Here is a 23,861-nt window from a genome sequence, read left to right as displayed (position 1 = left end):
ATTTATGGCCTGATAAGTTTTTGTAGCTGCTGATATTGAACACTATGCTGATAACGATCGAATAGTAAGCGGCTGCCGCTATCATTAATATGATCATTATCCATATAGAGTGGCACTCCTCTCAGCTCGCTTTTGCACCAGCCATCTTTGCAAATTTTATCGTTGACACGGATCACCATCAACATAGGATATTTTTTCTCGAGCTCCATAATCACGGCATTGGCATAAGCCTGTCGCTTGGTGACATATTCCATATCGACATCACAGATCTCATCCTTCATCCATGAGTAAGTAGCCTTTTTAATCAAGCAATTACTGGGAGAAAAAGGATAGGAAGGTACCTGCTCGAACAACACCGGTTGCTTATTATTGGCAATAAGCTGTTGAATCGTAGCCTCCATACCCTTGCGGAACGCTCGACGACTATTTTCCAGAGATTCTGAATAGTCACTACTATCACCAAGAAAAACATGACTACCCTTTTCTCCCTCCGATCGAGTAGTCTCCGCATACATGGCCCAGCGCCCGGCAAGAAACACCAGCGTGGCATCCGAATTTTTTATTACCTCGAATACTTGGTTGTTCGTATCGGTACACTCCGCCTCGGGTCGGCCATGCTTGATCAGATCCACACCGATAAAAGGCGGGCAGCCTCCCGCTCCGCCGTAGAGGCTGTAAAAACCGTTTTTGAGTCCTAGCTCTTCAACAAAAGGACGAAAATGCCCCGCATGAGAATCCCCCCACAGCAATGCCTTCGGCGCCTTCGGTAGCAGATGTTCATCACCTATCGGCACCAACTCGAAAGGACGATAGCGGCCATCAGCCGATACCTCCTTGGTGATATCGTCGAAGCTAGATACGGAGATATCGTAAAGATGACGCGCCTGCTCCGGCATTCGATCGTCATAACCATGGTGCCGCTTGATGTCTTTGGCGATCATCACCAACACCAAGACCGGAAGAATAAAATAACCGATGAACACCCACTTTTTCTGAACGTTCAGATATCTAAGTGGCTTTTCGAAGTATCGCCAAGAGAGAAATGCGAGCAGAAAGGTCAGAAAGGCACAGGCGGCATAGCCCACAGCATCGATACTATTGAAGTAGTAGCGATAAAGCACCAGCACCGGCCAGTGCCAAAGATAAAGTGAAAAAGACAGCCTACCGATAAGTGCCAATATTCGAGTACTCAACAAACGATATAAGACGCCTTTTCTAAGCTCACCGTTCAGGATCACCATTGCCGTGGCAACAGAGACCAGGGCAGCATTGAAGCCAGGAAAGACAATCCCCTCTTCAAACAAGAAAAATAGACTGAGTAACACCAGAGCACCCACCAATCCCGCGATCGCCAAGGCAGACTCTCGGGCGAACAGAGCATCTTGTTTGCCATGAATGAGCATGCTCAGTAAGGCTCCAATCAGCAGTTCACTACCCCGGTTCTGGATCAGGTAATAGGCTGAAGCTTCCGCACCTCTTGCCGCATACTCAGAAATGCCAATGAGCAGTAGTAGAGATGTCAGAAAAAACCACTTTCTATGTCCGGAGGAGAGATATTTCATTGACAGAAAAAGCAGTAGCGGCCAGGCGAAATAGAACTGCTCTTCTACAGACAAAGACCACATATGCAACAACGGCATGGTGTCAGCCGCTGGTGCAAAGTATCCAGAGTTTTTTTCGAAGTAGGCGTTAGCAATAAAGACACTGGCATAACGTAGGCTGTCGGCTAGCATCACCAGATCTTCCGGTGTAAGTAAAAACCATGAAACCAGCAATGTGGTTACCGACACAAGATAAAACAGAGGTAATATTCGCTTGATTCGCTTTACATAAAATAGCGAAAAAGAGAAATTGTCCTTCATTATGTCCGCATGGATGATTCGAGTGATGATATACCCTGAAATAACAAAGAATATATCTACCCCAATAAATCCACCAGGCAACCACTGACTATTGAAATGGAATATCATTACCGTTAATACTGCAATGGCTCTCAAGCCATCTATATCTGGTCTGTATGTCGTAAAAGCCACATTTCTTCCTGAATAAAAAAACCGAGCCATACCGATGGCTCGACGGGTTTAAAATCTTATGATTTTTATTTACAAAAGATTAACTGGCTCTATAACCGTTCAGCAAGGCACGCCAGTCCGCTTCCTGCCAGTTGAAGTCGGAGTGCAGACCCAGCTCCTTGCGGAAAGAACGCAACAGCCGGTCCATGTTTTCCCGGGTCCAGCTGCCGGGCTGGCGAAAGTGACATTTATCGAAGTCGATCAGCCAGCTCTTGCCGCTGTCGTCGAGCAGAATATTGTGACTGTTCAGATCCGCATGATAGAGACCCGCATCGTGAAACTGGCGAATGGTCTTGCCGATACTCTTCCATTCGGCCTTATCCAGTGCTCTTTCCTGCAGAATGGCCACCAGATCCCGGGAGTTTTCGATTCGGGTCAGAATAATGTCGGCACGGTAGACCAGATTGGAGCGCACCATGCGGGCGGCGCAGGGCCGGGGAACCGGCAAGCCACGGCGGTAAAGCTTGGCCAACACGGTAAATTCGGCCATGGCCCGGCTTTTGGACTCGGCGACATGCAGAAAGGTATCTTCCATTACCCGCCCTATCATGCCGCCCCGGTAATAATGACGCAGCACCTTGTGACCGATTTCGTCTTCCACAAACCAGGTGGTGTTACGCCCTACCGCCTTGCCACGAATGGCGTTTCGTTCGCGCCAGTAGTCGATTTCAAAATAGTCTCGCTTAAATGCGCCGAAACATTCCGGGTCATACCAAATAATCTCCGAGCCGTGCTCTATCCGTTCCATTACCGTCCCCCCAACGAAAACACAGATTTTACATGGCCCGCCAGCCTTTGCATAATGCCGGACTCAGATCCTGGAGACTTCATCTATGGCATTGCTCGGCTCGGCCCCTGCTTCCCTTTGTTTACTGCGCTTGTCCGCCATCGGTGACTGCTGTCATGCCATCGCATTGGTACAGGCCATACAACGCCAATGGCCCCAAACCCGCATTACCTGGATTACCGGTAAAGTCGAAGCCAACTTGCTGCAACTGGTGCCAAATGTCGAGATTATCGTGTTTGATAAAGGCACCGGCTGGCGTGCCTATGCGACGCTCTGGAAACAACTGCGCGAGCGCAGGTTTGATGTGCTGCTACACATGCAGGCCGCCCTGCGCGCCAGCCTGGCCAGTCTGGGAATCCGTGCCCGCCACCGGCTGGGCTTTGAACGGGAGCGGGCCAAAGACGGGCAGTGGCTGTTCACCAATCACAAGGTGGCGGCCACCGGCGAGCATGTGGTGGACGGCTTCATGGGCTTTGGTCAGGCATTGGGGCTGACCGATCTCACACCGCACTGGACGCTACCGGTACCCGCCGAGGCAGAGCAGTGGGCGTCAGCCTATGCCGAGCGACAGCCGTTGCTGCTGATCTGCCCCGCCGCCAGCAAGACCTATAAAAACTGGACCGCCGAAGGCTACGCCGCCCTCGCCGATCATGCGCACGGTAAAGGCATGCAGGTCATGCTGATCGGCAGCCCTGCACAACAAGAACGCGACTTGGCGGCTAAAATATGTCAATTAACGGATAACATCGCCGAAAACCTGGTAGGAAAGACCAACCTGCCGCAGCTGCAGGCCCTGATCAAGGCCGCCCGTCTGGTGGTGGCGCCGGACACCGGCCCAACCCACATGGCCACCCTGGTGAACACCCCGGTGCTGGGGCTCTATGCCCATCATAATCCTCAGCGCACCGGCCCTTATCGCTGTCGCGACTATGTGGTCAGCGTCTATGATGAGGCGCTGCTGGCCGAAACCGGCAAAACGGCCGCCCAGCTACCCTGGCGCACTCGGGTCAAGGATGCGAATGCCATGCAACGCATTACCACCGCCATGGTCGAGGCCCAGTTCGATCGCATCACCCACGACTTAAATTTATTGCAGGAACCCTCATGAGCTCACGCCCCACCCTGGCCGCCGTGCTGATCGTTAAAAACGAATCCGAAAATCTGGCTGCTTGCCTGGCTACCCTGGACTGGGTGGATGAAATCGTGGTGCTGGACTCGGGCAGTACCGACGGCACCCGTGAAATGGCCGAAGCCGCCGGCGCCCGCTTTTTCGTCAACGCCGACTGGCCCGGCTTTGGTAAACAGCGACAAATTGCCCAGGCCCATGTGCAATCCGACTGGATACTGTGGGTAGATGCCGACGAACGCGTCACTCCCGAACTTAAAACCAGCATAGAAGCCATTCTGGCCAAGCCAACTACCCATACGGTGTACTCGGTGGCACGGCTATCCTGGGTGTTCGGCCGCTTTATACGCCACTGCGGCTGGTACCCGGATCGGGTGCTGCGGCTCTATCCCAAGGCACTCACCGGCTATAACGACGCCTTGGTACACGAAAAAGTCACACTGAAAAAAGGCATTAAAACCAAAAAACTCAAAGGCGACTTGCTGCACTATACCTATCGGGATCTGGAGCATTATCTGGTGAAGTCGGCGGGTTATGCCGCCGCCTGGGCCGACCAACGCCAGCAAAGAGGCAAAAAAGGCTCACTGGCTCAGGGCCTGCTGCACGGCGTGGGCTGTTTTCTAAAAATGTATCTGCTCAAGGCCGGTTTTCTCGATGGCAAACAAGGCCTGCTGCTCAGCCTGCTGTCGGCACATTCCACCTTCGTCAAATATGCCGATCTGTGGATCAGGACAAATACTCGCGGGCCCAGGGAGTAACGGCCGCGGCAACCTCGGCCACATTCACCTGACTCATGTCTTCTACCTCGGCGTCGGCGGGGGGATGAAAGGCCAGATGGCGCCCCTCGCTGTTGAGCGGGCGCCATCGCAGCGGCGTGGCCGAACGACGTAGCGGAAAAAAGCCCACCGTCGGCACGTCCAGCGCGGCGGCAATGTGCAGCGGGCCGGTACTGCCGGCCACGAAGAGGTTGCCGCAGGCAATAAGACGACAAAAGTCCGGCAACGGTAAGTCCCCGGCCAGCACGGCGCCGTCACCCGCCAGCTCCACTACCTGACGGGCCAGAGCCTGCTCGCCGGGGCCGGCGGTCAGTACCGGCTGCGCACTCGGAAACGAGTGTCGTAACTGGCGTACCAGCTTGGCATACTGCTCGGGAGACAGATTATTGGCCGAGCCGCCGCTGCCCGCATGTACCAGCAGCCAGGGCCGGGCGGCATCGATGCCCAGCTGGCTGGCCTGCTGCAGCCTGAAGCCTGCCAGTTCTGCCTCTTCAAAACGCAGATAGGGTGGCGCCGGCTCGATGGCGGGTATGCCGTTGTGCTGCAAAAAGGCCCGCACCAGATCCAGGTTGTACTCATATTCCGGCTTGGCCGACTGGGAGCGACGCTGGGTGACCCTATGGTTATACAGCAGTTGGGCCAGCTTGGTGGCCGGCGCCCAGCGCTGCCGAACACCCGCCTGCCACATCAGTTTGGCGTTACGAAATGTGGAGAACAGACAGATAACGGCGTCGAAGTTTCCTTCTTTAAGCTGTTTCAGCAAGGTACGCTGGGCGGCGGGCTCGGCCGCCTTACCCGGGTCCAAAATGACCCGGTCGATGCTGGGGCACAGTTCAGCCAGCGGCTGGGTATAACCCGGCACCAGGGCGGTAATGTCACAGTCGAGCGATGCCCGCAGCATGGCCAGTGCTGGCCAGGCCAGCATAAAGTCGCCGATTTTATCGTTGCGCACCACCAATACCCGTTTCATCTCGCTCTCCCGCTGACTGTTATGCTGCGGTATTCTACCCTAAACCGTCTGACTTTCGTTTTGTTAATAAGGAACCTACATGAGCATCAGGGTCATTTATCCCGGTACCTTCGATCCCATTACCAACGGCCATCTGGATTTGATCGAGCGCGCCTCACAGCTGTTCAACGAGGTGATTGTCGGGGTGGCATTCAGCCCCAGCAAACGACCCATGTTCGAGCTGGAAGAACGAGTGGCCCTGGTGCAGGAGGTCACGCGCAGCCTGGGCAACGTCAAGGTGGTGGGATTTTCCGGCCTGCTGGTGGATTTTGCCAAGACGCACCAGGCCAACGTGCTGATCCGGGGCCTGCGGGCGGTGTCCGACTTCGAGTACGAATTTCAGCTCGCCAACATGAACCGGCGTCTGATGCCGGAGCTGGAAAGCGTCTTTCTCACCCCGGCGGAAGAGAATTCTTTTATCTCTTCCACCCTGGTGAAGGAAGTGGCCATTCACGGCGGCGATATCAGCCAGTTTGTGCCGGCGGCCGTGGCCGAGGCCATCGCCCAAAAGCTGGCGTAAACTCTGTGAGGGGTGAGGCGAAAGGGGAGAAGTATAAAATCCTCACTCCTCACTCCTCACCCCTTACCCCTTACGTTTCAGGCTGGCACAGCGGGCAGAACACAGTACTGCGACCGCCCATCCGTATCTCCCGCAGCTCGGCGCCGCAATTCCCGCAAGGCTGGCCGGCCTTGCCATACACCTGCAGCTCCTGCACGAAATAACCGGGCTTGCCGTCGCTGCCGGTAAAGTCTTTCAGTGTGGTACCGCCTTGGCCTATCGCTCGGGCCAGCACGCTCTTTATCTCGGCCGCCAGCAGCAAATAGCGATCACGGTCGATCTCGCCGGCCGGGTGTCGGGGATGAATGCCGGCAGTAAACAGCGATTCGTTGGCGTAGATGTTGCCGACCCCCACCACCACATGGTTATCCATGATGAACTGCTTGATGGCGGTTTTACGCTTGCGGCTACGCTGGTACAGGTAGTCACCGTCAAAGACATCGGTCAGTGGCTCCGGTCCCAGTTTAACCAGCAGTGCATGCTGCTCTGCCGGCTCCCGGGTCCACAGCAAACAGCCGAAACGGCGCGGATCGTTGAGTCGCAGCAGCTTGCCGTTGCCCAGCTCTATGTCCACGTGATCGTGCTTGCCCGCCGGCGTGCCGTGAGGCAGCACCCGCAGGTTGCCGGACATGCCCAGATGCAGGATCGCGGTGCCCCAGTCGGTCTCCAGTAGCAGATACTTGGCCCGGCGTCGAATGCCGGTAATGGTCAGCCCCACCAGTTCCTGAATTTCGGCCGGTATCGGCCAGCGCAGGCTGGCATTACGCACCACCACCCGCATCACCGTCTCGCCCAGCATAAAGGGCGAAATCCCCTGGCGACTGACTTCCACTTCCGGTAACTCTGGCATTTACACTCTCCTCATCGGCTCCGCGTTATTATACCCCCAGCTTGCGGGCATAAAAAAACCCGGCCGGAGCCGGGTTTTTTGAGAACACAAAATCTTACTTGATTTTGCCTTCTTTGTAGATCACATGCTGACGAACAACGGGATCAAACTTTTTGATTTCCATTTTCTCGGGCATGTTGCGCTTGTTCTTGGTAGTGGTGTAGAAGTGACCAGTACCAGCGCTGGAGTTCAGGCGGATCTTCTCGCGAATACCTTTAGCCATTGGTTATCTCCTTAAACCTTTTCGCCACGGGCGCGCAGGTCAGCTAAGACACTGTCGATACCCTTTTTGTCGATAATACGCATACCCTTGGTGGTGATACGCAGTTTTACAAAACGCTTCTCGCTTTCAACCCAGAAACGATGAGTTTGCAGGTTGGGCAGGAAACGACGCTTGGTAGCGTTGTTGGCGTGAGAGCGGTTGTTACCAACAGCTGGCCGCTTACCAGTTACTTGGCATACTTTAGACATGTCAGTCTTCTCCAAAACTTACTTTTGCTCGAGCAATTAATCACCCCGTTGGCCGTCTATCGGGGCAAAATAAGGCGGCAATTTATACAGCATACCGAGCTCAAGATCAACAAAAAGCCAAACGCCCGGCATTAAAGCCAGCCACGTTCGGCAAAAGAAACGGTTTCGCCATCACCGACAACCAGATGATCCAGCACGCGGATATCCAGCAAGCCCAAAGCGGACTGAATACGTTCGGTGATCATGCGATCGGCCCGGCTGGGCTCGGCTACCCCGGATGGATGATTATGCACCAAAATCACCGCAGCAGCACCCCGTTTGAGCGCCAGCGAGACGATTTCCCGCGGATACACCGCCGCCGCATCCAGGGTGCCAGTAAACAATTCATGAAATTCGATCACCCTATGCTGGTTATCGAGCAACAGCAGCGCAAACACTTCCCGCTCCCTGTCCCTGAGCCGAGCCTGCAAAAACTGCCGGGTCAGCTCCGGGCTGGTCAGCGCATGCTCGCGTACCAGTTTTTGATCCAGAAAACGTCGCATCAGCTCCAGGCTGGCCTGCAGTTGCACAAACTTGGCCTGGCCCAGACCGGGGCCTTCGCAAAAACGCTGTTGATCCGCCAGCAACAGCTGACGCAAGGAGCCAAACTGGCGGATCAGGGTATGAGCCAGGGTCACCGCATCCATGCCCTTGGCACCGGTACGCAAAAAAATCGCCAGCAGCTCCGCATCCGACAGGCTGTGCGGCCCCCGACTCAATAATTTTTCCCGCGGGCGCTCTCCCGGCGGCCAGTCCTTGATGCTCATTGCTCTCTCCTTGCCCCATGCCCTGCTTGTCCCGTTAAAGCCTAGTTCAGCCCCCTCCTGCCGCCGCACAATTCGCTCATTTATGGTAATCTTGCCGCCCTGTCAGCCTGTGGAATAGAGTGATGCCATTAACGGGAAAACGTATTTTAATTGGCCTCAGCGGCGGTATTGCGGCCTATAAAAGCGCCGAGCTGGTGCGCCGACTCAAGGAGCGCCAAGCCGAAGTGCGGGTGGTCATGACCGAATCGGCCAAGTCGTTTATTACGCCGCTCACCCTGCAGGCGGTGTCGGGCGAGCCGGTATCCGATGCCCTGCTCGATCCGGCGGCCGAAGCCGGCATGGGCCATATAGAACTGGCCAAATGGGCCGATTTGGTGCTGATCGCGCCCGCCAGTGCCAACACTCTTGGCCGGCTGGCTGCCGGTCTGGCCGACGATCTGCTCACCACCCTGTGTCTGGCCACACCGGCACCGCTGGCGGTGGCCCCGGCCATGAACCAGCAGATGTATCGTCACCCGGCCACCCAAGACAACCTGGCCACCCTGGCTCGACGTCACACCCTGATATGGGGTCCGGCTCAGGGCGCCCAGGCCTGTGGCGATGTCGGCCCGGGTCGCATGCTGGAGCCGATGGCGCTGGTTGAGCTGATAGAGCAGCACTTTGCGCCGGCATATCAGCCAAAGACGCAGCCATTGGCCGGTATCAAACTGATGCTGACCGCCGGCCCCACCCGCGAGGCGCTGGATCCGGTGCGGTTTATCTCCAACCACAGCTCCGGCAAGATGGGCTTCGCCCTGGCCCAGGCCGCCGCCGAACTGGGCGCCGAGGTGACCCTGGTCAGCGGCCCGGTGTCATTGGCGACCCCGGCAGGCGTGCAGCGGATTGATGTGGAGAGCGCGGCCCAGATGCACGCCGCGGTGATGGCCGGTATCGACGCCCAGCAGATTTTTATCGCCTGCGCCGCCGTCGCCGACTACGCCCCCAAAACGGTGGCCAGCCATAAAATAAAGAAGACCGCTGCCGATACCATGGTCATCGAACTGACCAGAAATCCGGATATCGTCGCCAATGTGGCCGCGTTGCCGAACAAACCGTTTACCGTGGGATTTGCCGCCGAAACCCGGGATGTGGAAAAATACGCCCGGGACAAGCTCAGCCGTAAAAAGCTGGATATGATTGCGGCCAACAATGTGGCCATGGCCGGCCAGGGCTTTAACAGCGATGACAACGCGCTAACCGTCTTCTGGCCCACGGGGCAGACCGATTTACCTCTGGCCGGTAAAACCGAACTGGCCGGACACCTTCTCACCTTAATTGCAGAAAAATATCATGACACCCATTGAGCTGAAAATTCTCGACCCCCGCGTGGGCACCGACTTCCCGCTGCCCGCCTACGCCACACCAGGCTCTGCCGGGCTGGATCTGCGCGCCTGCCTGGATGCACCGCTCGAGCTGGCACCGGGAGAAACCCAACTGCTGCCCACCGGCATCGCCATTCATATCGGCGATCCCGGCCTGTGTGCCACCATACTGCCTCGTTCCGGCCTGGGCCATAAGCACGGCATCGTATTGGGCAATCTGGTGGGGCTGATCGACTCTGACTACCAGGGACAGTTGATGGTATCCTGCTGGAACCGTGGTACTGAACACTTTACCGTTCAGCCGGGTGAGCGCATCGCGCAACTGATGATCCTGCCGGTCGTGCAGGCTCAATTTACGCTCGTTGACGAGTTTGACCAAAGCGAACGGGGAGAAGGCGGTTTTGGCTCTTCCGGTCGCCACTAACCGAGTTGAGTTCGCCCATGGCCAATATTCAAAATAAAAAAAATCGTCGGGAACAGATACTGCAGTCGCTGGCCCACATGCTGGAAACCAGCCCGGGACAACGCATCACCACCGCCAAGCTGGCGGCCGAGGTCGGCGTGTCGGAGGCGGCGCTGTACCGCCATTTTCCGAGCAAGGCCCGCATGTTCGAGGGACTCATCGACTTTATCGAGGAGACCCTGTTTTCGCGCATCAACCTGATCCTGCAGGATGAAAAAGACAGCACCCTGCGTCTGCGTTACATCATGCAGCTGGTGCTGGGTTTTTGCGAGCGTAATCCGGGCATTACCCGGCTGTTGAACGGAGATGCCCTGCAAGGCGAACACGAGCGGCTGCTGGCCCGTATCAACCAGCTGTTCGAACGACTGGAAACCCAACTCAAGCAGGTGATGCGCGAACGTCGCCTGTATGAAGGTGAAGGCTTCGCCGAAGATGAAAAGGTACTGGCCAACCTGCTGCTGGCGTATGTAGAAGGACGTATCAACCAGTACGTACGCAGCCAGTTCCGTACCAAACCGACCCAGCACTTCGACAGTCACTGGCAGTTGTTGCAGCCGCAACTGGCATCAATGGCTGTCTGATCCCTGTAGCGCGTTAAGCACTCGCGCTGCCCGCTGCAACACCCAGAGGTAAACTGATGGACACAGAGATTCTCAACGCCGATCTACTGAACCAGGCTCATAGCTGGATCAGCAACAATCAGGAGCTACTGATCAAGTATGCGGTCAACATTACCGCCGCTCTGCTGACCCTGATCATCGGTTTTATGGCCGTCGGCATGCTCACCGGCGGCATGAACCGGGTGATGAAGGCACGCAAGGTAGACAACACCATCTCCGATTTTGTCACCAGCATGCTCAAGTACGGCCTGCTGGCCTTCGTGATCATCGCCGCCCTCGGTCGGGTCGGCGTGCAAACCGCCTCTTTCGTGGCCATTGTGGGTGCCGCCGGTCTGGCCGTGGGCCTGGCATTGCAGGGCTCGCTGTCCAACTTTGCCGCCGGCGTGCTGCTGATCGGCTTTCGTTTCTTCAAGGCCGGTGATTACGTGGAAGCGGGCGGCACCGCCGGTACCGTGCACTCGGTACAGATCTTCACCACCATACTGATGACCCCGGACAACCGCATGATAGTGGTGCCCAACTCCAAGATTCTGAACGACAACATCATCAACTATTCCAAGGAAAAGACCCGCAGGCTCGATCTGGTGATTGGTGTGTCTTACAGTGCCGATCTGAAGCTGACCAAAGAGGTGCTGACTCGCATCATCGGCGAAGACCCCCGGGTACTGAAAGAGCCCGACTGTCGCATCGCGGTCAGCGAGCTGGGCGCCTCGTCGGTCGATTTCGTGGTACGCCCCTGGGTCAAGGCCGAAGACTACTGGAACCTGAAGTTCGATCTGCTGGAGAAAATCAAGAACGAGCTGGACGCCAACAACATCGGCATCCCCTTCCCGCAGATGGACGTGCACCTGTTCAAGCAAGACACCGCCTGAACGTCGCATTTACCCACAAAAAAGCCGCTTTCAGCGGCTTTTTTATTTCATGCTCCATACTGTGCAATCCGACATAGGCAGTTCCATCGCCGGTTCAGGAGGGCAAAGGGAGCGACTTCTCGACCGATCAAATGCCATGGATGGCATTTGTCGAGCGTCACAAGGAGGTGCTTGAAGCGTGTTGAGAAGCCGTCGCTTTGGCCGACGCTCACCGCACGTTCAGCCAGCCTTGTCAGATTCCGTACTGTTCCCGGTAGGCTCGCACCCGTTCCAGATGCTCGCTCATACCCGGCTGCTCGGCGAGGTATTCAATCAGATCGGCCAGGGTAATGATGGCGGTCACCTCGGCGTTATAGTCCCGCTCTACCTCCTGAATAGCCGACAGCTCGCCCTTGCCTTTTTCCTGACGATCCAGGGCAATCAGCACTCCGGCCAGTTCGGCGCCGTTGGCCTGAATGATGTCCATCGACTCGCGAATGGCGGTACCGGCGGTGATCACGTCGTCCACCAGCATGATACGGCCGGCCAGCGGGCTGCCCACCAGGTTGCCGCCTTCGCCGTGATCCTTGGCTTCCTTGCGGTTGAAGCAATAAGGCACATCCTGATCGTGTACTTCGGCCAGCTGTACCGCGGTGGCACTGGCGATGGGAATGCCCTTGTAGGCCGGGCCAAACAGCACATCGTACTGGGTATTCGCGTCCACCAGGGCAGCGGCATAAAAACGCCCCAGACGAGCCAGATCACGGCCGCTGTTGAACAGGCCGGCATTGAAGAAATAAGGGCTCTTGCGCCCGGACTTCAGGGTGAACTCGCCAAATTTAAGTACCTCTTTGGCCATGGCAAATTCGATAAAATCACGCTGATAGGCTTTCATTTCTTGTTCCACTCCACATTTTAAGCTTGGTAACAGGGCTGATTGTAAAGCTGCAGAAGGCTGCCGGGAACAGATGTCAGGATCCGAGTAAGCAGACCATCGACGCCAGGGACGGCGTCGTTGAGCCTACATGGATGTATTTACGGCGTGTCTGCGTTCGGACCTGATATCTGTTTTGTGCCAGGATTCAAATCGCCCGACGCTGGTGCCCCACCAGCTCGTCAATGGACTTGCTGGCCAGTGCCAGCATGGCCAGCAGCTGCTCGTGGCTGAAGGGTTCGCCTTCGGCGGTGCCCTGCACTTCGATCATGTTGCCTTCGGCGGTCATCACCACGTTCATATCGGTTTCGGCGGTGGCGTCTTCGGTGTATTCCAGATCCGATACCGCCTGACCATCGACCATGCCCACCGAAATGGCGGCCACCAGGGTCTTGAGCGGGTTGCTGGTGATCATGCCCTGCTCCTGCATCCAGGTCAGCGCATGCGCCATGGCCACACAGGCACCGGTAATGGCGGCGGTGCGGGTGCCACCGTCGGCCTGGATCACATCGCAATCCACGGTAATGGTGAACTCACCCAGCTTGTTCAGATCCATGGCGGCACGCAACGAACGACCGATAAGGCGCTGAATTTCCATGGTGCGACCGCCCTGCTTGCCCTTGGCCGCCTCACGGTGCATGCGGCTGTGGGTAGAACGCGGCAGCATGCCGTATTCCGCCGTCACCCAGCCCTGGCCCTTGCCACGCAAAAAGCGCGGCACGCCCTTTTCTACCGAGGCGGTACACAGCACCTTGGTATGACCGAATTCCACCAGCACCGAGCCTTCGGCATGACGGGTATAATTGGAAGTGATGGTAACGGGTCGCATTTCATCGACCGCGCGTCCGCAGGCTCGTGTAGACATGGCATTCTCCAGTAGGAATAAAATCGCGCCGCCCGGCGGGCGAAACGCCGCCATTATAAAGAAACTGGCCGGCCATTGCATGCGGCCGGCCATTGGCGGAAACCGCGGCCTGTGTCAGACTTGACCGATTAACCTGCAACACACAATGGGAATCACATGATCCACAGCATGACCGCCTACGCCCGGCAGGAATTCAAACAGGACTGGGGCACCGCCGTATGGGAAATCCGTTCGGTCAACCAGCGTTATCTGGAAACCTATACCCGGCTGCCCGAGCAGTTCCGCAGCCTGGAGCCGCTGGTGCGCGAAAAGCTGCGCGCCCGCCTGCAACGGGGCAAGGTGGAATGCGGCCTGCGTTTCGAGAGCAACCTGGCCAACCAGGGTCAGCTGCAAATGAACAAGCCGCTGGCCGAACAGTTGATCGAAGGCGCCACCTGGGTAATGGAAACAGCCGGCCAGGGCAGCCTGAACCCGGTCGATATTCTGCGCTGGCCGGGCGTGATGGAAGCCCAGGCCCAGGATATGGATGCCCTTAGCAACCAACTGATGGCAAGCCTCGACAAGGTGATCGACGACTTCCTCGCCGCCCGCGCCAGCGAAGGCGACAAGCTGAAAGAGCTGATCGAGCAGCGCCTCGCCGGTATCGAGCAGGAAGTCACCAAGGTCAAGACCGAGATGCCCGCCATCATGGCCTGGCAGCGCCAGCGCCTGCAGGACCGCTTCGAAGAAGCCAAAATCGAACTGGAGCCCCAGCGCCTGGAGCAGGAAATGGTGCTGCTGGCCCAGAAGGTCGACGTGGCCGAAGAGCTGGACCGCCTGGTCACCCACATCGGCGAGACCCGCAAGATCCTCAAGAAAGGCGGCGCCTGTGGCCGCCGACTGGACTTCATGATGCAGGAGTTCAACCGCGAGTCCAACACCCTGGGCTCCAAGTCGATCAGCACCGACATCACCAACTCGGCGGTCGAACTCAAGGTGCTGATTGAGCAGATGCGCGAGCAGATCCAGAACATCGAATAAGCCTGCCGCTTATCTCATGACACAGCCCCCGCAATGGCGGGGGCAAACCAACCGAGTAAGCCGGTGGGATTTTAGCTAGTCCAGCCAGCACAACACGACAGCTTCTCGCTCCAACCCCTTATTCTCCTACATTCAGTTAGCTCTTCAGAGCTATATCTTCACTAGCGACACTTGGGGTTATGTTCCACATGCCAGAAGTAGCACTTCAAGGCACAAGAATGGCTTTGTTCTGAATAGCCTCAATCAGAACACTATGGCAAGATAACTTTCTGTTTCGTCTCGCGCTGGCCATTTCATGAATCAACCGGATCTTTCCTATAACGTACTCGATTGCTGGCACAAGATTGAATTCTTTGAATCAGCCGATATTCAGGAATTGCATCGGCGAGGCGAGGGCGTAATTTGTTATTCGCTATCCGAGCTGCAAAATAATCCTGCCTGTCTGCCCTGGCTGAATCATCAACAAATCCGCAGGGCGGGTGCCGGTTATTCTCCCACCCGCCCCTATCATTACAGCCTTTACCTGGGCATTTTCGATCGCCGCGAGATTTTTGCCGCCGCACGCGAGGCATACCCGCACTGGGCTAGGGATGACGATGAACGGCTGGATGACGAGGGTCTCACCTGCTCAATTAAATTCACTCTTGATCAGCATGGCCAGTTTGACCCTACCACGCTGGCGTGTTCCACCGTCACTTGGGCGCTGGGACAGTTACAAAGTCATAAGCTGGAGAGCATCCGGCTGGAAGCATACGAAACAGCCTGTGGAAAATTACAGGAACGCCTGCAGGAAATTGTGACGATAGCCGGCAATCTCAAATCCGAACACCGGTATCCTTCGGCACTGACCACCTTTGAGCTGCTCGAATTCCTCAAGGCAATGGGAGAATGGACAACCTTTGCCCCTCAATGCTTCGACAAACAGCCGGCGCTGCTGATCCAGCTCATCGAGCCGAATCCAAAAAATGCCGGATCTGGGCCGGCCGATTTATCAGATCAGCCACCGCGGTTGCTGGAGCAGCTATCCACCAGCATGCTGGAGAATAAAGAGCGGGGCGCAAACCGGCGTCAGCCGGGGCAGGAGTCAGTGTCTCAGACCTCAGGTGCCCCGGAGGAGGTCGCCATCCTCAACAGCTTTTACCTGCGCGACATTGAACGGGTAAAAGCCGATATAGCAGCAAATGGACTGAACAAAGACAGCCCACTGGGCCGTTATCTGAGCGAACACACGCCACACCGGCCAGATCTGCTGACAGCACAAGGCGAGTCCGTGCTGCGGGACGGGCTACGTTTATCCAGGTTGCCTGCGGGCCGCTGGCCCGGTGAAGATCACCACGCCATGAGTCTGATGCAACAGTTCGCCATCAACACCATCGCCCATGAGCTGCGCAACTGCGGCCTCTACTCGGTTAATGGCCCGCCGGGCACAGGCAAAACCACCATGCTCAGGGATCTGCTTGCCCACAATCTGGTGGAGCGAGCCGGAATACTTGCCGGCCTGACCACAGCCGCCGGTGCGTTCGGCCCCGCGTTCACCTTCAGCCATAAAGGCGGCAGCAAAACCGTAAAAGCACTCATCCCAGCCCTGACCGGCTTTGAGATGGTGGTCGCCTCCAGCAACAATACGGCGGTGGAAAATATCTCCATGGAATTGCCGCAGCTAAAAAGCCTAGGGCAGCCTTACCGCCAGAGCGCTTATCTCAAGCCAGTGGCCCGAAAGCTGGCGGCGGAACATTGCTATCCGAACAATAAACTCGCCCGGATAAAGCCGCTATCGGCCGAAGATGACTGCTGGGGATTAATTGCCGCCACTCTTGGCAAATCGGCCAACCGCAGCCGCTTTGGCAATCAGGTCTTCTTTAAAACCATCGATAACCTGGACGCCCCGCCGGCAGCAAAGCACTATCGCACCCTGGTGCCTGCTCTTAGGGATCTGGCCGCCAACGGCAACCCACAACAGCAGTTTGCCAGAGCCCAGGCGGCCTTTCGTTCGGCACGCGAACAGGTGAAAAATATTCGGGAAGAGCTGTGCCACTTGGAAGCGCTTCATGACTTAGAGGCGGAGTGTGAGACTCAGCAACGACGGCTTGATGGCCAGAAGCTGCGACTGGCCCGTCTGGAAGCCAGACTCGTCCTGTACCGCAGCAGGCTCCCTTCCCGGTGGCAGTTCAGGCGTCGCTGTCGTGGCCAGGCCATTCTGCAGGGGCTGCAACAGCGGCATGAGCTATTAACCAGACAACTGGCCGTGGCGCGCATCAAGCAGGGAGAGCGTCTGGATCGCCGGGCCGCCGAACAACGACATTGCGCACATCTCGAAAAGCGGTATGAGGATGCCATCTTTGCCGGCCCTCAGACCAAGTTTGAAGATGCGGAAGTACAGCGAAAGGCGTTTGGCCAGTGCCTGGCGTTGAATCAGGCCCGCGCCCGGCTGACAGTGGCGGCACTGGAGCTGCACCAAGCCTGGCTTGTCGCAGCTTATGCCGACAAACAGACCCGTTTTCAGGAAGCAAGCTTTGTGCTGATGGATACCATCAATGGCAAGGTTGATGATAAGGAAGCAGCCAGAGCCTTGTGGCAGCTTCTGTTCATGGTGGTGCCCTTGATTTCCTCGACTTTCGCCTCCGTGGCCAGACAATTTACCGCCCTGAATAGTGGTGACATCGGCTGGTTGTTTATCGACGAGGCGGGCCAGGCCTGCCCGCAACAAGCTGTGGGGGCCTTATGGCGGGCCCGACGAGCCGTGGTGGTGGGCGATCCATTGCAAATTGAACCGGTGTTCACCATACCACCAGCCTTTGTTGAGGCGCTGACCAGGCAAAGTCTGGGCGAAAACTGGCAACAATGGTCACCAGACCGGACTTCGGTTCAGTTGCTGGCAGACCGGAGCAATCCCTACGGCACCCGACAAATCAATCAGCAGCTCTGGCTTGGCAGTCCGCTGCGGGTGCACCGCCGTTGCGACGAGCCTATGTTTTCCATCGCCAATCGCATTGCCTATGGCAACAAGATGATACACGGTTCGGACTCTCCCCATGATCCCGCAGAGTTTATCTGGGGACCCAGCACCTGGTTCGATATCCGCGGTGAGGTGCAGGGAAGACATTTCGTACCGGAACAGGCCCGACATGTCTTGCATATGCTGGACGTCTATTTGCGCGAACATGGCGCATTTCCGGATCTCTACATCATCACCCCCTTCAGAGAAATCAAGAAAGCACTGCAGCGCTATCTGAAAGATGTCTTTACCAAACAGATAGGGCACGATGTCGTACTGCAAAAGCAGTTGCAGGAATTGCTGAGCCGCCGGATTGGCACAGTGCACACCTTCCAGGGCCGGGAAGAGAAAAATGTTTTTCTGGTGCTGGGGCTATCTCAGGAGCATTCGGGGGCGGCCAACTGGGCGAGCGGCACCCCCAACCTGCTTAACGTGGCGGTGACGCGCGCCCAAAAACGCGTTTATGTCATTGGTTGCGCCGCAACGTGGGGAGGGCTGCCCTTTTTTGCGGATGCCTGTGCCGCCTTAATGAAGGCGCCTCGGCCGCAGAACACCCGTCCAATGCCTGTACCCGCACTAAAAGAAACATGTTCGGCGTGATGACACTGCCGGCGGTCCGCCGACATGGAACAATAAACCAATAGCGGCTATGGCATACGGCATACGGCATACGGCATACGATGGTAATTCCATAGCTATCAGGGAGTTGAATGTTCATGGCCACCCCGAAAAGTCTGGTTTTTCAGTTACACCGGCACTGGGAAGTGCTGGAGTACCTGTGCCGCCTGTCCCGGGAGCTACCCGCCTTTGAGCCGGCCCGGGTGCTGGCGGTGATTGAGCGCTTTTCTTCTCCCGCAGATACCCAGGAATCGGCCCAGATATTGCGCACCCTGTGCGCGGCCGATCTGCTGCAGCCCCTCAGCCGTTCCGACGATCTGCAGCTCAACCCCGTGGTGCTGGAGTTTGTACGCGGACTTACCCGGGAACACGAGCTGGGGCTGTCGGCGGTACTCAAGGCCAGGGTTGATGCCATTCGTCAGGCGCACCAGCAACTGGCCGAGGGGATTGAGCACAAGAAAACGGATGATCTGCGTATCGGTGCGTCCCGGTTGTCGGAGCTGTTCCGCCAGATTTCCCGTCAGCTGGATCAGGACCGACATGCCATCCTGGAGCTGGCGGAACAAGCCAAATCGAGCAATGTGGCCATGCCCCTGAACCGGCGCTACCGGGCCGTGCTCGACGCCTACGATCAGTATGTGGAGCCCATGAATGAGATGATGGACAGCGGTCTGGGTGGCGCCTTTTACCCTCATCTGGAGCAGGCCACGCAAACCCTGGAGCGAGCCGAGGAATACCTGTCGGTGCAGGGGGCACTGTATACCCAGCGACTGCAACTGCGTCAGGTGGCGCAACAGGCCAAGGAGCTGCGCCGGCTGGGCCGGGTGGTGGCCCAGCAGTGCGCCAACACCCTGCTACCACTGCGGGAAGAAGCCCGCCAGCACAACCTCTTGTCCACCGCCGTGAGCGAGCTGCTGGGACAGGTGCGCAAACGCGGTGCCAAACAGGTATTGCGTGGCAGAGCCCTGCCGAGATGGCAACGAGAAAGACGCACCCGCATTCACCTGGAGGACAAGGTACGTACCCTAGTGGCCGAAGCCCGTCAGTTTGAGCCCAGAGAGCAGGCCTTTCCCGAGGCACTACCCGGTGACCCTGCCGATATCCGCGCCTGGGTGGACGAAGCCCGGTTACGCCAACTGCTGCTTCACGCCCTGCCGGTACCCGACCTGCTGCAATGGCTGCACCGGCATTATCCCGCTCTACCCGACGACGTCTTGCTGCGGCTCTATCACGATCTGGTGCGTGAACCGGACTGGCAGGCACAACTGCAGGCCGAGCCCACCCGTACCGAGCTGCATCAGGTGCGGGTCAGTTACCACCCTCACCGCCTCGGTACCCACCAAGAGGAAAACAGAACACCATGACCAACGCCATTTCGCTGCAAAGCCTGCCCCGACTGGCCGAACTATTCCGGCTGTTCAATGGTGGTCGCCACCTCAATCGGCTGGCAGAGCCCGGACTCTGGGCCGAGCTGGAGCAGCAACAGCAAGACTATGTTGCCCTGTTTGAGGCACTGGGTTACCAACTGGCCATCGATGGCCGCGGTTTTGCCTGGTTTCAAAACGAGGACATCAGCGCCACAGTCAGCAACCAGTCGCGCCAGCTGGCGCTGCTGTTTATGATTATTTTCGATACCCAAGCCGATGCCGGCCTGGCCCTGAATCGCTTTCACGAATGGCGCATTGATCGCAACCTGCTGGAAACCGCTTTTGAACAGCATCAGGAGCTGCTGACAGCGGAAGAGCTGGACGTGGATACCCTGCTGACGCTGCTCGACAAGGCCGATACCTTTGGTTTTACCCGGCGTCAGGCCGGACATTGGCAACTACTGCCGGCGGTATGCCGATATCTGGATCATTTCGAGGCACTGGCAGAGCAGGAGCGGGATCGCCACGGCGAGCTGGAACAGGACATGACCGCTGAAACACCGGCACTTCCCAATTATCACGACGAGGAGAACCGAGCATGATCCGCTACGGCTTTCAGCGCCTGGTGCTGCTGGGCAGTGCCGGCTACCGGCGCGCCGAGCTGCCGCTGGACGATGCGGTGTCGCTTATTGCCCCCAACAACACCGGCAAAACCAGCCTGATCAACGCCCTGCAGTTTCTGTTGATCATCGATCAGCGGCGCATGGATTTTGGCTCTCACGATTGGCTCAAAACCCGCCGCTTCTATTTCCCCGACAACAATGCCTACATTTTGCTGGAAGTGGCACTGCCACAAAACGGCACCGTGGTGCTCGGCTGCGTGGGCAAGGGCGTCAGCCACGAATACGAGTATTTTGCCTACCAGGGTGAGCTGAATGTCGACGACTTCCGCGATGATAACGGCAACCTGGTGCCCCAGCCCAGACTCATCAACCACCTGGCCGGCAAGAGCCGCTCTCTTTACCGCTATGAAGCGAGCGAATTCGCCCGCCTTATCTACGGCGGTCAACTGAGCCGACGCGGTGGTGAGCCCGACTTTACCGTGTTCAAAATGGAGCACGCCAGCGATGCCAAAGTGTTTCAACTGGTGCTGACCCGTACCCTGCGGCTGGACAAACTCACCTCGGCCAACGTCAAGGCCTACCTGTTGCAAATCTTTCGCCGGGATCTGCCCGACGCCAGCATCGACTTTAAACAGGAATGGGACAAGGCCTTTCACGAAGTCAACGCCGAACGCGCCCAGTACCTGGCGGCGGAGCGACAACTGGCACGTATTCATGAATTGGAGCAAGCCTATGAAGCCCGCCTGGTTTTGCGAGGCAAGATAGCGGACTGGCGGGAGCGTATTAACGACGGCCTGTCCCGTTGGCAGCAGCATTATCAACAACAGCAACAGCGAATTGACAACCAAATCGAAGAAGTTAGTACCCACCAGCGTCGGCAAACCGAAGTCGACCGCAAGCGTGTTGAAACCCGTATTGAGATTAAAGGCCAGTTGGCCAACTTGCAGCAGGAAGACGAACAACAGCGGGAGCTGTCGCAGCGCTTTGCCCTGATTGGTGAGCGCAGCCTGCTGAAGGCGCAGCTGGCCGAAGCACGCGCCACACTGGAGCAGATCGCCTCTCTGCTGCTGCAAACCAGCACCCGCACACCGGAACTGATAGAGCAGGATCTACAACGCCTTACGCAACGACTGAACAACCTGAAAAAACAACAGGCCAACCTCGACAGCAATCTCTACCTTCACCTTGAAGCATTGCTTTCGGCCGACGAGCTGGCGCGGCTGAACCGGGTGTTAAGCAGCCAGACCATGGTGCTGGGCACCCATGCTTTTACCCTTGATCCGCAACAACTGCGCGCCGCTTTGGCGAACACGTCCGATAACCGGCTGGCGCTGGCCGGCCTCGAGCTTGAACTGAACGATCTCACCCCCCAGTATCACCAGCTGACGCCGGCGGAGCTGGATAAACAGATCCAGGATGCCGAACACCAGAATGCCAGCCTGCAACAGCAATTGAGCACCGCCCGCTCCACGGAGCAAACGCAACGGCGCAAGCAGGAGCTGGAGCAGGAACGCCGGCAGCTGGAACAGGATCTGGCCGACTTCGATCGGTTGCAACAACTGCAGCAACAGGCGCCGGAACGGCTGACCCACCAGCAGCACCTTCAGTCCGAACTGGTTCGGGTCGAACACGAACTGGCTCACGCCCAGGAGCAGGCCGAGCAACTGCGCGCCCGGCTGACAGAACTCGGCGAGCAGCGCAGAACTCTGGAAAGTTCACACCAGACAATCTCCCGGTTGCGTGACAACCGGGCTGATGCCGCCGACGAGTTCGACTATCTGACGGAACAGCCCCATCACCCCTGGCTGGGTGAAAACGACTGGCCACTGGAAATCCTGGCCGAGCGGCTGCGGGAATATCAGGGTGACTGCCGCCAGCTGCAGCGGTACGACAGCGAGCTGCGAACCGGACTCAACGAACTGCATTCCGCCGGCCTGACAAAATATCAATACAGCGACAGCCAGGACGTCGAGCTCAAGCGCATTATCGATTTCAGCCATCAGTTGCCCCAGGAGCGGGAAGCGCTGGAGAAAAAAGCCCGCAGCGCCGTGGTCAACGTGACCGCCAGCCTGCGGGAGCTACGCGACGGACTCTGGGCCTTTCAAGGCAAAATGCGCGAGTTTAACCGGCTGATCGGTCACCGCCAGCTGTCGGATCTAAACACCTTTCGCATTGAAGCCGAAGATGAGACCCAACTGGTCGAGGCCATCGACACCCTTATCGGCAAGGCCGAACAGGTTAATACCGGCGACAGTTTTGACCTGTTCAACCAGGCCAGTGTGCTGGATGACCAGCCGCTGGATGCGGCCAAGCAAATCCTGATTGATGAAGGCAACGCTCGCCAGGGACTGAAGGTGGCGGATCTGTTTCGGCTGGTGTTCGTGGTCGGCAAGGTGGATCAGGCACCGGAATCCTTTGAAGACATCGACAGCGCAGCCTCCAACGGTACCGTACTGATGGCCAAACTGGTGACAGGCCTGGCCATGCTGCACCTGATGCAGGACAAACGTCACCGGCTGCACGCCATCTGCTATCTGGACGAAGCCCTGGCTCTGGATGGCCGCAATCAGGCCAGTCTGATCGCCACCGCCCACGAGTTTGGTTTCGCCCTGATTTTTGCCTCACCTGCTCCCCTGACTACGGTGCGTTACTGCGTCCCCATTCATCACCACCAGGGAGCCAACCATATCAGCCGCGATAGCTGGCAGATCCTGGAGCCGATCGATGCACCCAGCGAGACCACCCCATGAGCCATGTCCTGCGCTTGGCCCTGACACGGTTGCTGGAAGCGGAAGACGGACGACTGTCCGCCTCTCAATTCACTCATGCCCAGCGGCTGGCGTTGGATAACTGCCGCTCACGCACCGGTGCCCTCTGCCTGCAACGCAGTGGCCGGGGTAGTGTTTATTGCCTGACCGACCGTGTCGTTATTGAGCAGCACCTGCGTCGGCTGGCGCCATTGGACGATAAACAGGCAACCACCTCCCTGCCCCGGCGGGCCGCCCACATTGGCCACACTCGCTCAAGCAAGGGTGGCCGGCATAACCATGAATGGGATTATTTGCTGCTACGGAGCAACAACCCTGTTAGCTGGCACAACGATGATGGCGAGGCACTGGATCTGCAGGCGGCCACGCGGCAACAAGGAGCCGCCGTCCTTCGCATTGGCTCCGGAGAAGATACCGGCTGGCATACTACAGGAACGCTGTGGCTACTGGAAAACCAGGCCCTGTTCGACCGTCTGGACTGGCTGCCCGCAGGCCAGGCAGCCTCAGTGCTCTGGTACAGCGGCCAGTTGCGCCACAGCCTGGTGCACTGGCTGGCACAGCGACCACGAGCCGGATCGGTGATATTGTTCCCCGACTACGACGGCGTGGGCCTGCACAATTACACCCGGCTGAAAAAGCAGTTGGGGGATGAGTGCCACTTCTGGCTGATGCCGGGCTGGCAACAAAAACTGACCCGTTATGGCAATAATGAGCTATGGCAAAAAACGGCCCGGGAATTCAACGCCGCCCTGCCAGCGCTGGCTCCGTTGTTTGCGGCCGAACCGGTACTTAAACAACTCGTTATCGCCATGCAAACTCAAGGACTGGCGCTGGAGCAGGAAGCGGTGTGGCTGCCAGTTGAAGAGTGATCAGCCCCGAGC

At 57.5% G+C, this 23,861-nt stretch carries 22 protein-coding genes; 13 read left to right on the top strand and 9 right to left on the bottom strand.

What is annotated here, in order from left to right; all coding sequences use genetic code 11:
* Nucleotides 1-2: 2 nt before the first annotated feature.
* Both ABD827_RS08770 and ABD827_RS08765 read right to left on the bottom strand, forming a co-directional pair.
* On the bottom strand, nucleotides 3-2,033 hold the full coding sequence (locus tag ABD827_RS08770; RefSeq protein WP_344964163.1) for an acyltransferase family protein: 2,031 nt from the start codon (nucleotides 2,031-2,033) through the stop codon (nucleotides 3-5).
* Between the two features lie 79 nt (nucleotides 2,034-2,112).
* On the bottom strand, nucleotides 2,113-2,820 hold the full coding sequence (locus ABD827_RS08765) for a 3-deoxy-D-manno-octulosonic acid kinase (RefSeq protein ID WP_344964161.1): 708 nt from the start codon (nucleotides 2,818-2,820) through the stop codon (nucleotides 2,113-2,115).
* Nucleotides 2,821-2,905: 85 nt separating this feature from the next.
* On the opposite strand from ABD827_RS08765, the gene ABD827_RS08760 reads away from it, so the two are divergent.
* Nucleotides 2,906-3,967 carry a glycosyltransferase family 9 protein gene (locus ABD827_RS08760; protein WP_344964158.1) on the top strand — a complete coding sequence of 354 codons (1,062 nt, stop codon included), beginning with the start codon at nucleotides 2,906-2,908 and terminating at the stop codon, nucleotides 3,965-3,967.
* The gene (locus ABD827_RS08755) at nucleotides 3,964-4,743 is read left to right on the top strand and encodes a glycosyltransferase family 2 protein (protein WP_344964155.1); all 780 of its coding nucleotides are present in this window, start codon (nucleotides 3,964-3,966) and stop codon (nucleotides 4,741-4,743) included. Before ABD827_RS08760 ends, ABD827_RS08755 begins: the two co-directional genes overlap by 4 nt.
* Here the strand turns inward: ABD827_RS08755 and ABD827_RS08750 are convergent.
* Nucleotides 4,712-5,731: a glycosyltransferase family 9 protein gene (locus ABD827_RS08750; RefSeq protein WP_344964153.1), complete on the bottom strand. Its 1,020-nt coding sequence runs from the start codon at nucleotides 5,729-5,731 to the stop codon at nucleotides 4,712-4,714. The two genes, ABD827_RS08755 and ABD827_RS08750, sit on opposite strands and share 32 nt — an antisense overlap.
* Nucleotides 5,732-5,810: 79 nt before the next feature.
* Here ABD827_RS08750 and coaD point away from each other — a divergent pair, with 79 nt between their 5' ends.
* Entirely contained in the window at nucleotides 5,811-6,290 is a 480-nt protein-coding gene (gene coaD, locus ABD827_RS08745) for a pantetheine-phosphate adenylyltransferase (RefSeq protein WP_344964151.1), read from the top strand.
* 70 nt (nucleotides 6,291-6,360) lie between these two features.
* On the opposite strand, the gene mutM is transcribed toward coaD, so the two are convergent.
* The 4 genes from mutM to radC form a co-directional block, all read right to left on the bottom strand.
* On the bottom strand, nucleotides 6,361-7,179 hold the full coding sequence (mutM, locus tag ABD827_RS08740; RefSeq protein ID WP_344964148.1) for a bifunctional DNA-formamidopyrimidine glycosylase/DNA-(apurinic or apyrimidinic site) lyase: 819 nt from the start codon (nucleotides 7,177-7,179) through the stop codon (nucleotides 6,361-6,363).
* Between the two features lie 94 nt (nucleotides 7,180-7,273).
* Entirely contained in the window at nucleotides 7,274-7,441 is a 168-nt protein-coding gene (rpmG, locus tag ABD827_RS08735; RefSeq protein ID WP_071472289.1) for a 50S ribosomal protein L33, read from the bottom strand.
* An 11-nt stretch (nucleotides 7,442-7,452) separates the two neighbouring features.
* Entirely contained in the window at nucleotides 7,453-7,689 is a 237-nt protein-coding gene (gene rpmB / locus ABD827_RS08730) for a 50S ribosomal protein L28 (protein WP_014291125.1), read from the bottom strand.
* 131 nt (nucleotides 7,690-7,820) lie between these two features.
* On the bottom strand, nucleotides 7,821-8,495 hold the full coding sequence (gene radC / locus ABD827_RS08725) for a RadC family protein (RefSeq protein WP_344964145.1): 675 nt from the start codon (nucleotides 8,493-8,495) through the stop codon (nucleotides 7,821-7,823).
* Nucleotides 8,496-8,617: 122 nt separating this feature from the next.
* Here radC and coaBC point away from each other — a divergent pair, with 122 nt between their 5' ends.
* Genes coaBC through mscS form a run of 4 tightly spaced genes read left to right on the top strand, consistent with a single transcriptional unit; the run spans nucleotide 8,618 to nucleotide 11,811 of the window.
* The gene (gene coaBC / locus ABD827_RS08720; protein ID WP_344964143.1) at nucleotides 8,618-9,838 is read left to right on the top strand and encodes a bifunctional phosphopantothenoylcysteine decarboxylase/phosphopantothenate--cysteine ligase CoaBC; all 1,221 of its coding nucleotides are present in this window, start codon (nucleotides 8,618-8,620) and stop codon (nucleotides 9,836-9,838) included.
* A complete protein-coding gene (gene dut / locus ABD827_RS08715; RefSeq protein WP_344964268.1) occupies nucleotides 9,822-10,280 on the top strand; it encodes a dUTP diphosphatase in 459 nt (152 codons plus the stop codon). The genes coaBC and dut overlap by 17 nt, the downstream gene beginning before the upstream one ends.
* A gap of 17 nt (nucleotides 10,281-10,297) precedes the next feature.
* On the top strand, nucleotides 10,298-10,900 hold the full coding sequence (gene slmA, locus ABD827_RS08710) for a nucleoid occlusion factor SlmA (RefSeq protein WP_298721594.1): 603 nt from the start codon (nucleotides 10,298-10,300) through the stop codon (nucleotides 10,898-10,900).
* 56 nt (nucleotides 10,901-10,956) lie between these two features.
* Nucleotides 10,957-11,811 (top strand): small-conductance mechanosensitive channel MscS, encoded by an 855-nt coding sequence (gene mscS / locus ABD827_RS08705; protein WP_344964141.1) that lies wholly within the window; start codon nucleotides 10,957-10,959, stop codon nucleotides 11,809-11,811.
* A gap of 232 nt (nucleotides 11,812-12,043) precedes the next feature.
* On the opposite strand, the gene pyrE is transcribed toward mscS, so the two are convergent.
* Both pyrE and rph read right to left on the bottom strand, forming a co-directional pair.
* The gene (pyrE, locus tag ABD827_RS08700; protein WP_344964138.1) at nucleotides 12,044-12,685 is read right to left on the bottom strand and encodes an orotate phosphoribosyltransferase; all 642 of its coding nucleotides are present in this window, start codon (nucleotides 12,683-12,685) and stop codon (nucleotides 12,044-12,046) included.
* 187 nt (nucleotides 12,686-12,872) lie between these two features.
* A complete protein-coding gene (gene rph, locus ABD827_RS08695; protein WP_344964136.1) occupies nucleotides 12,873-13,589 on the bottom strand; it encodes a ribonuclease PH in 717 nt (238 codons plus the stop codon).
* Nucleotides 13,590-13,745: 156 nt separating this feature from the next.
* On the opposite strand from rph, the gene ABD827_RS08690 reads away from it, so the two are divergent.
* From ABD827_RS08690 to ABD827_RS08665, 6 genes are all read left to right on the top strand, one after another.
* A complete protein-coding gene (locus ABD827_RS08690; RefSeq protein WP_344964135.1) occupies nucleotides 13,746-14,609 on the top strand; it encodes a YicC/YloC family endoribonuclease in 864 nt (287 codons plus the stop codon).
* 295 nt (nucleotides 14,610-14,904) lie between these two features.
* Complete coding sequence (locus tag ABD827_RS08685; RefSeq protein ID WP_344964133.1) at nucleotides 14,905-18,204, top strand: DEAD/DEAH box helicase; 3,300 nt, start codon at nucleotides 14,905-14,907, stop codon at nucleotides 18,202-18,204.
* A 116-nt stretch (nucleotides 18,205-18,320) separates the two neighbouring features.
* Entirely contained in the window at nucleotides 18,321-19,586 is a 1,266-nt protein-coding gene (locus ABD827_RS08680; protein WP_344964131.1) for a hypothetical protein, read from the top strand.
* Nucleotides 19,583-20,191 (top strand): condensin complex protein MksE, encoded by a 609-nt coding sequence (locus ABD827_RS08675; RefSeq protein ID WP_344964130.1) that lies wholly within the window; start codon nucleotides 19,583-19,585, stop codon nucleotides 20,189-20,191. The genes ABD827_RS08680 and ABD827_RS08675 overlap by 4 nt, the downstream gene beginning before the upstream one ends.
* The gene (locus ABD827_RS08670; RefSeq protein ID WP_344964128.1) at nucleotides 20,188-22,962 is read left to right on the top strand and encodes a coiled-coil domain-containing protein; all 2,775 of its coding nucleotides are present in this window, start codon (nucleotides 20,188-20,190) and stop codon (nucleotides 22,960-22,962) included. Before ABD827_RS08675 ends, ABD827_RS08670 begins: the two co-directional genes overlap by 4 nt.
* Entirely contained in the window at nucleotides 22,959-23,849 is an 891-nt protein-coding gene (locus ABD827_RS08665) for a DUF7281 domain-containing protein (protein ID WP_344964126.1), read from the top strand. Before ABD827_RS08670 ends, ABD827_RS08665 begins: the two co-directional genes overlap by 4 nt.
* The last annotated feature ends 12 nt before the right edge of the window (nucleotides 23,850-23,861 follow it).

The sequence above is a fragment of the Oceanisphaera sediminis genome, assembly GCF_039539745.1.
Lineage (GTDB): Bacteria > Pseudomonadota > Gammaproteobacteria > Enterobacterales > Aeromonadaceae > Oceanimonas > Oceanimonas sediminis.
This window is presented reverse-complemented; position numbering and strand designations above follow the sequence as displayed.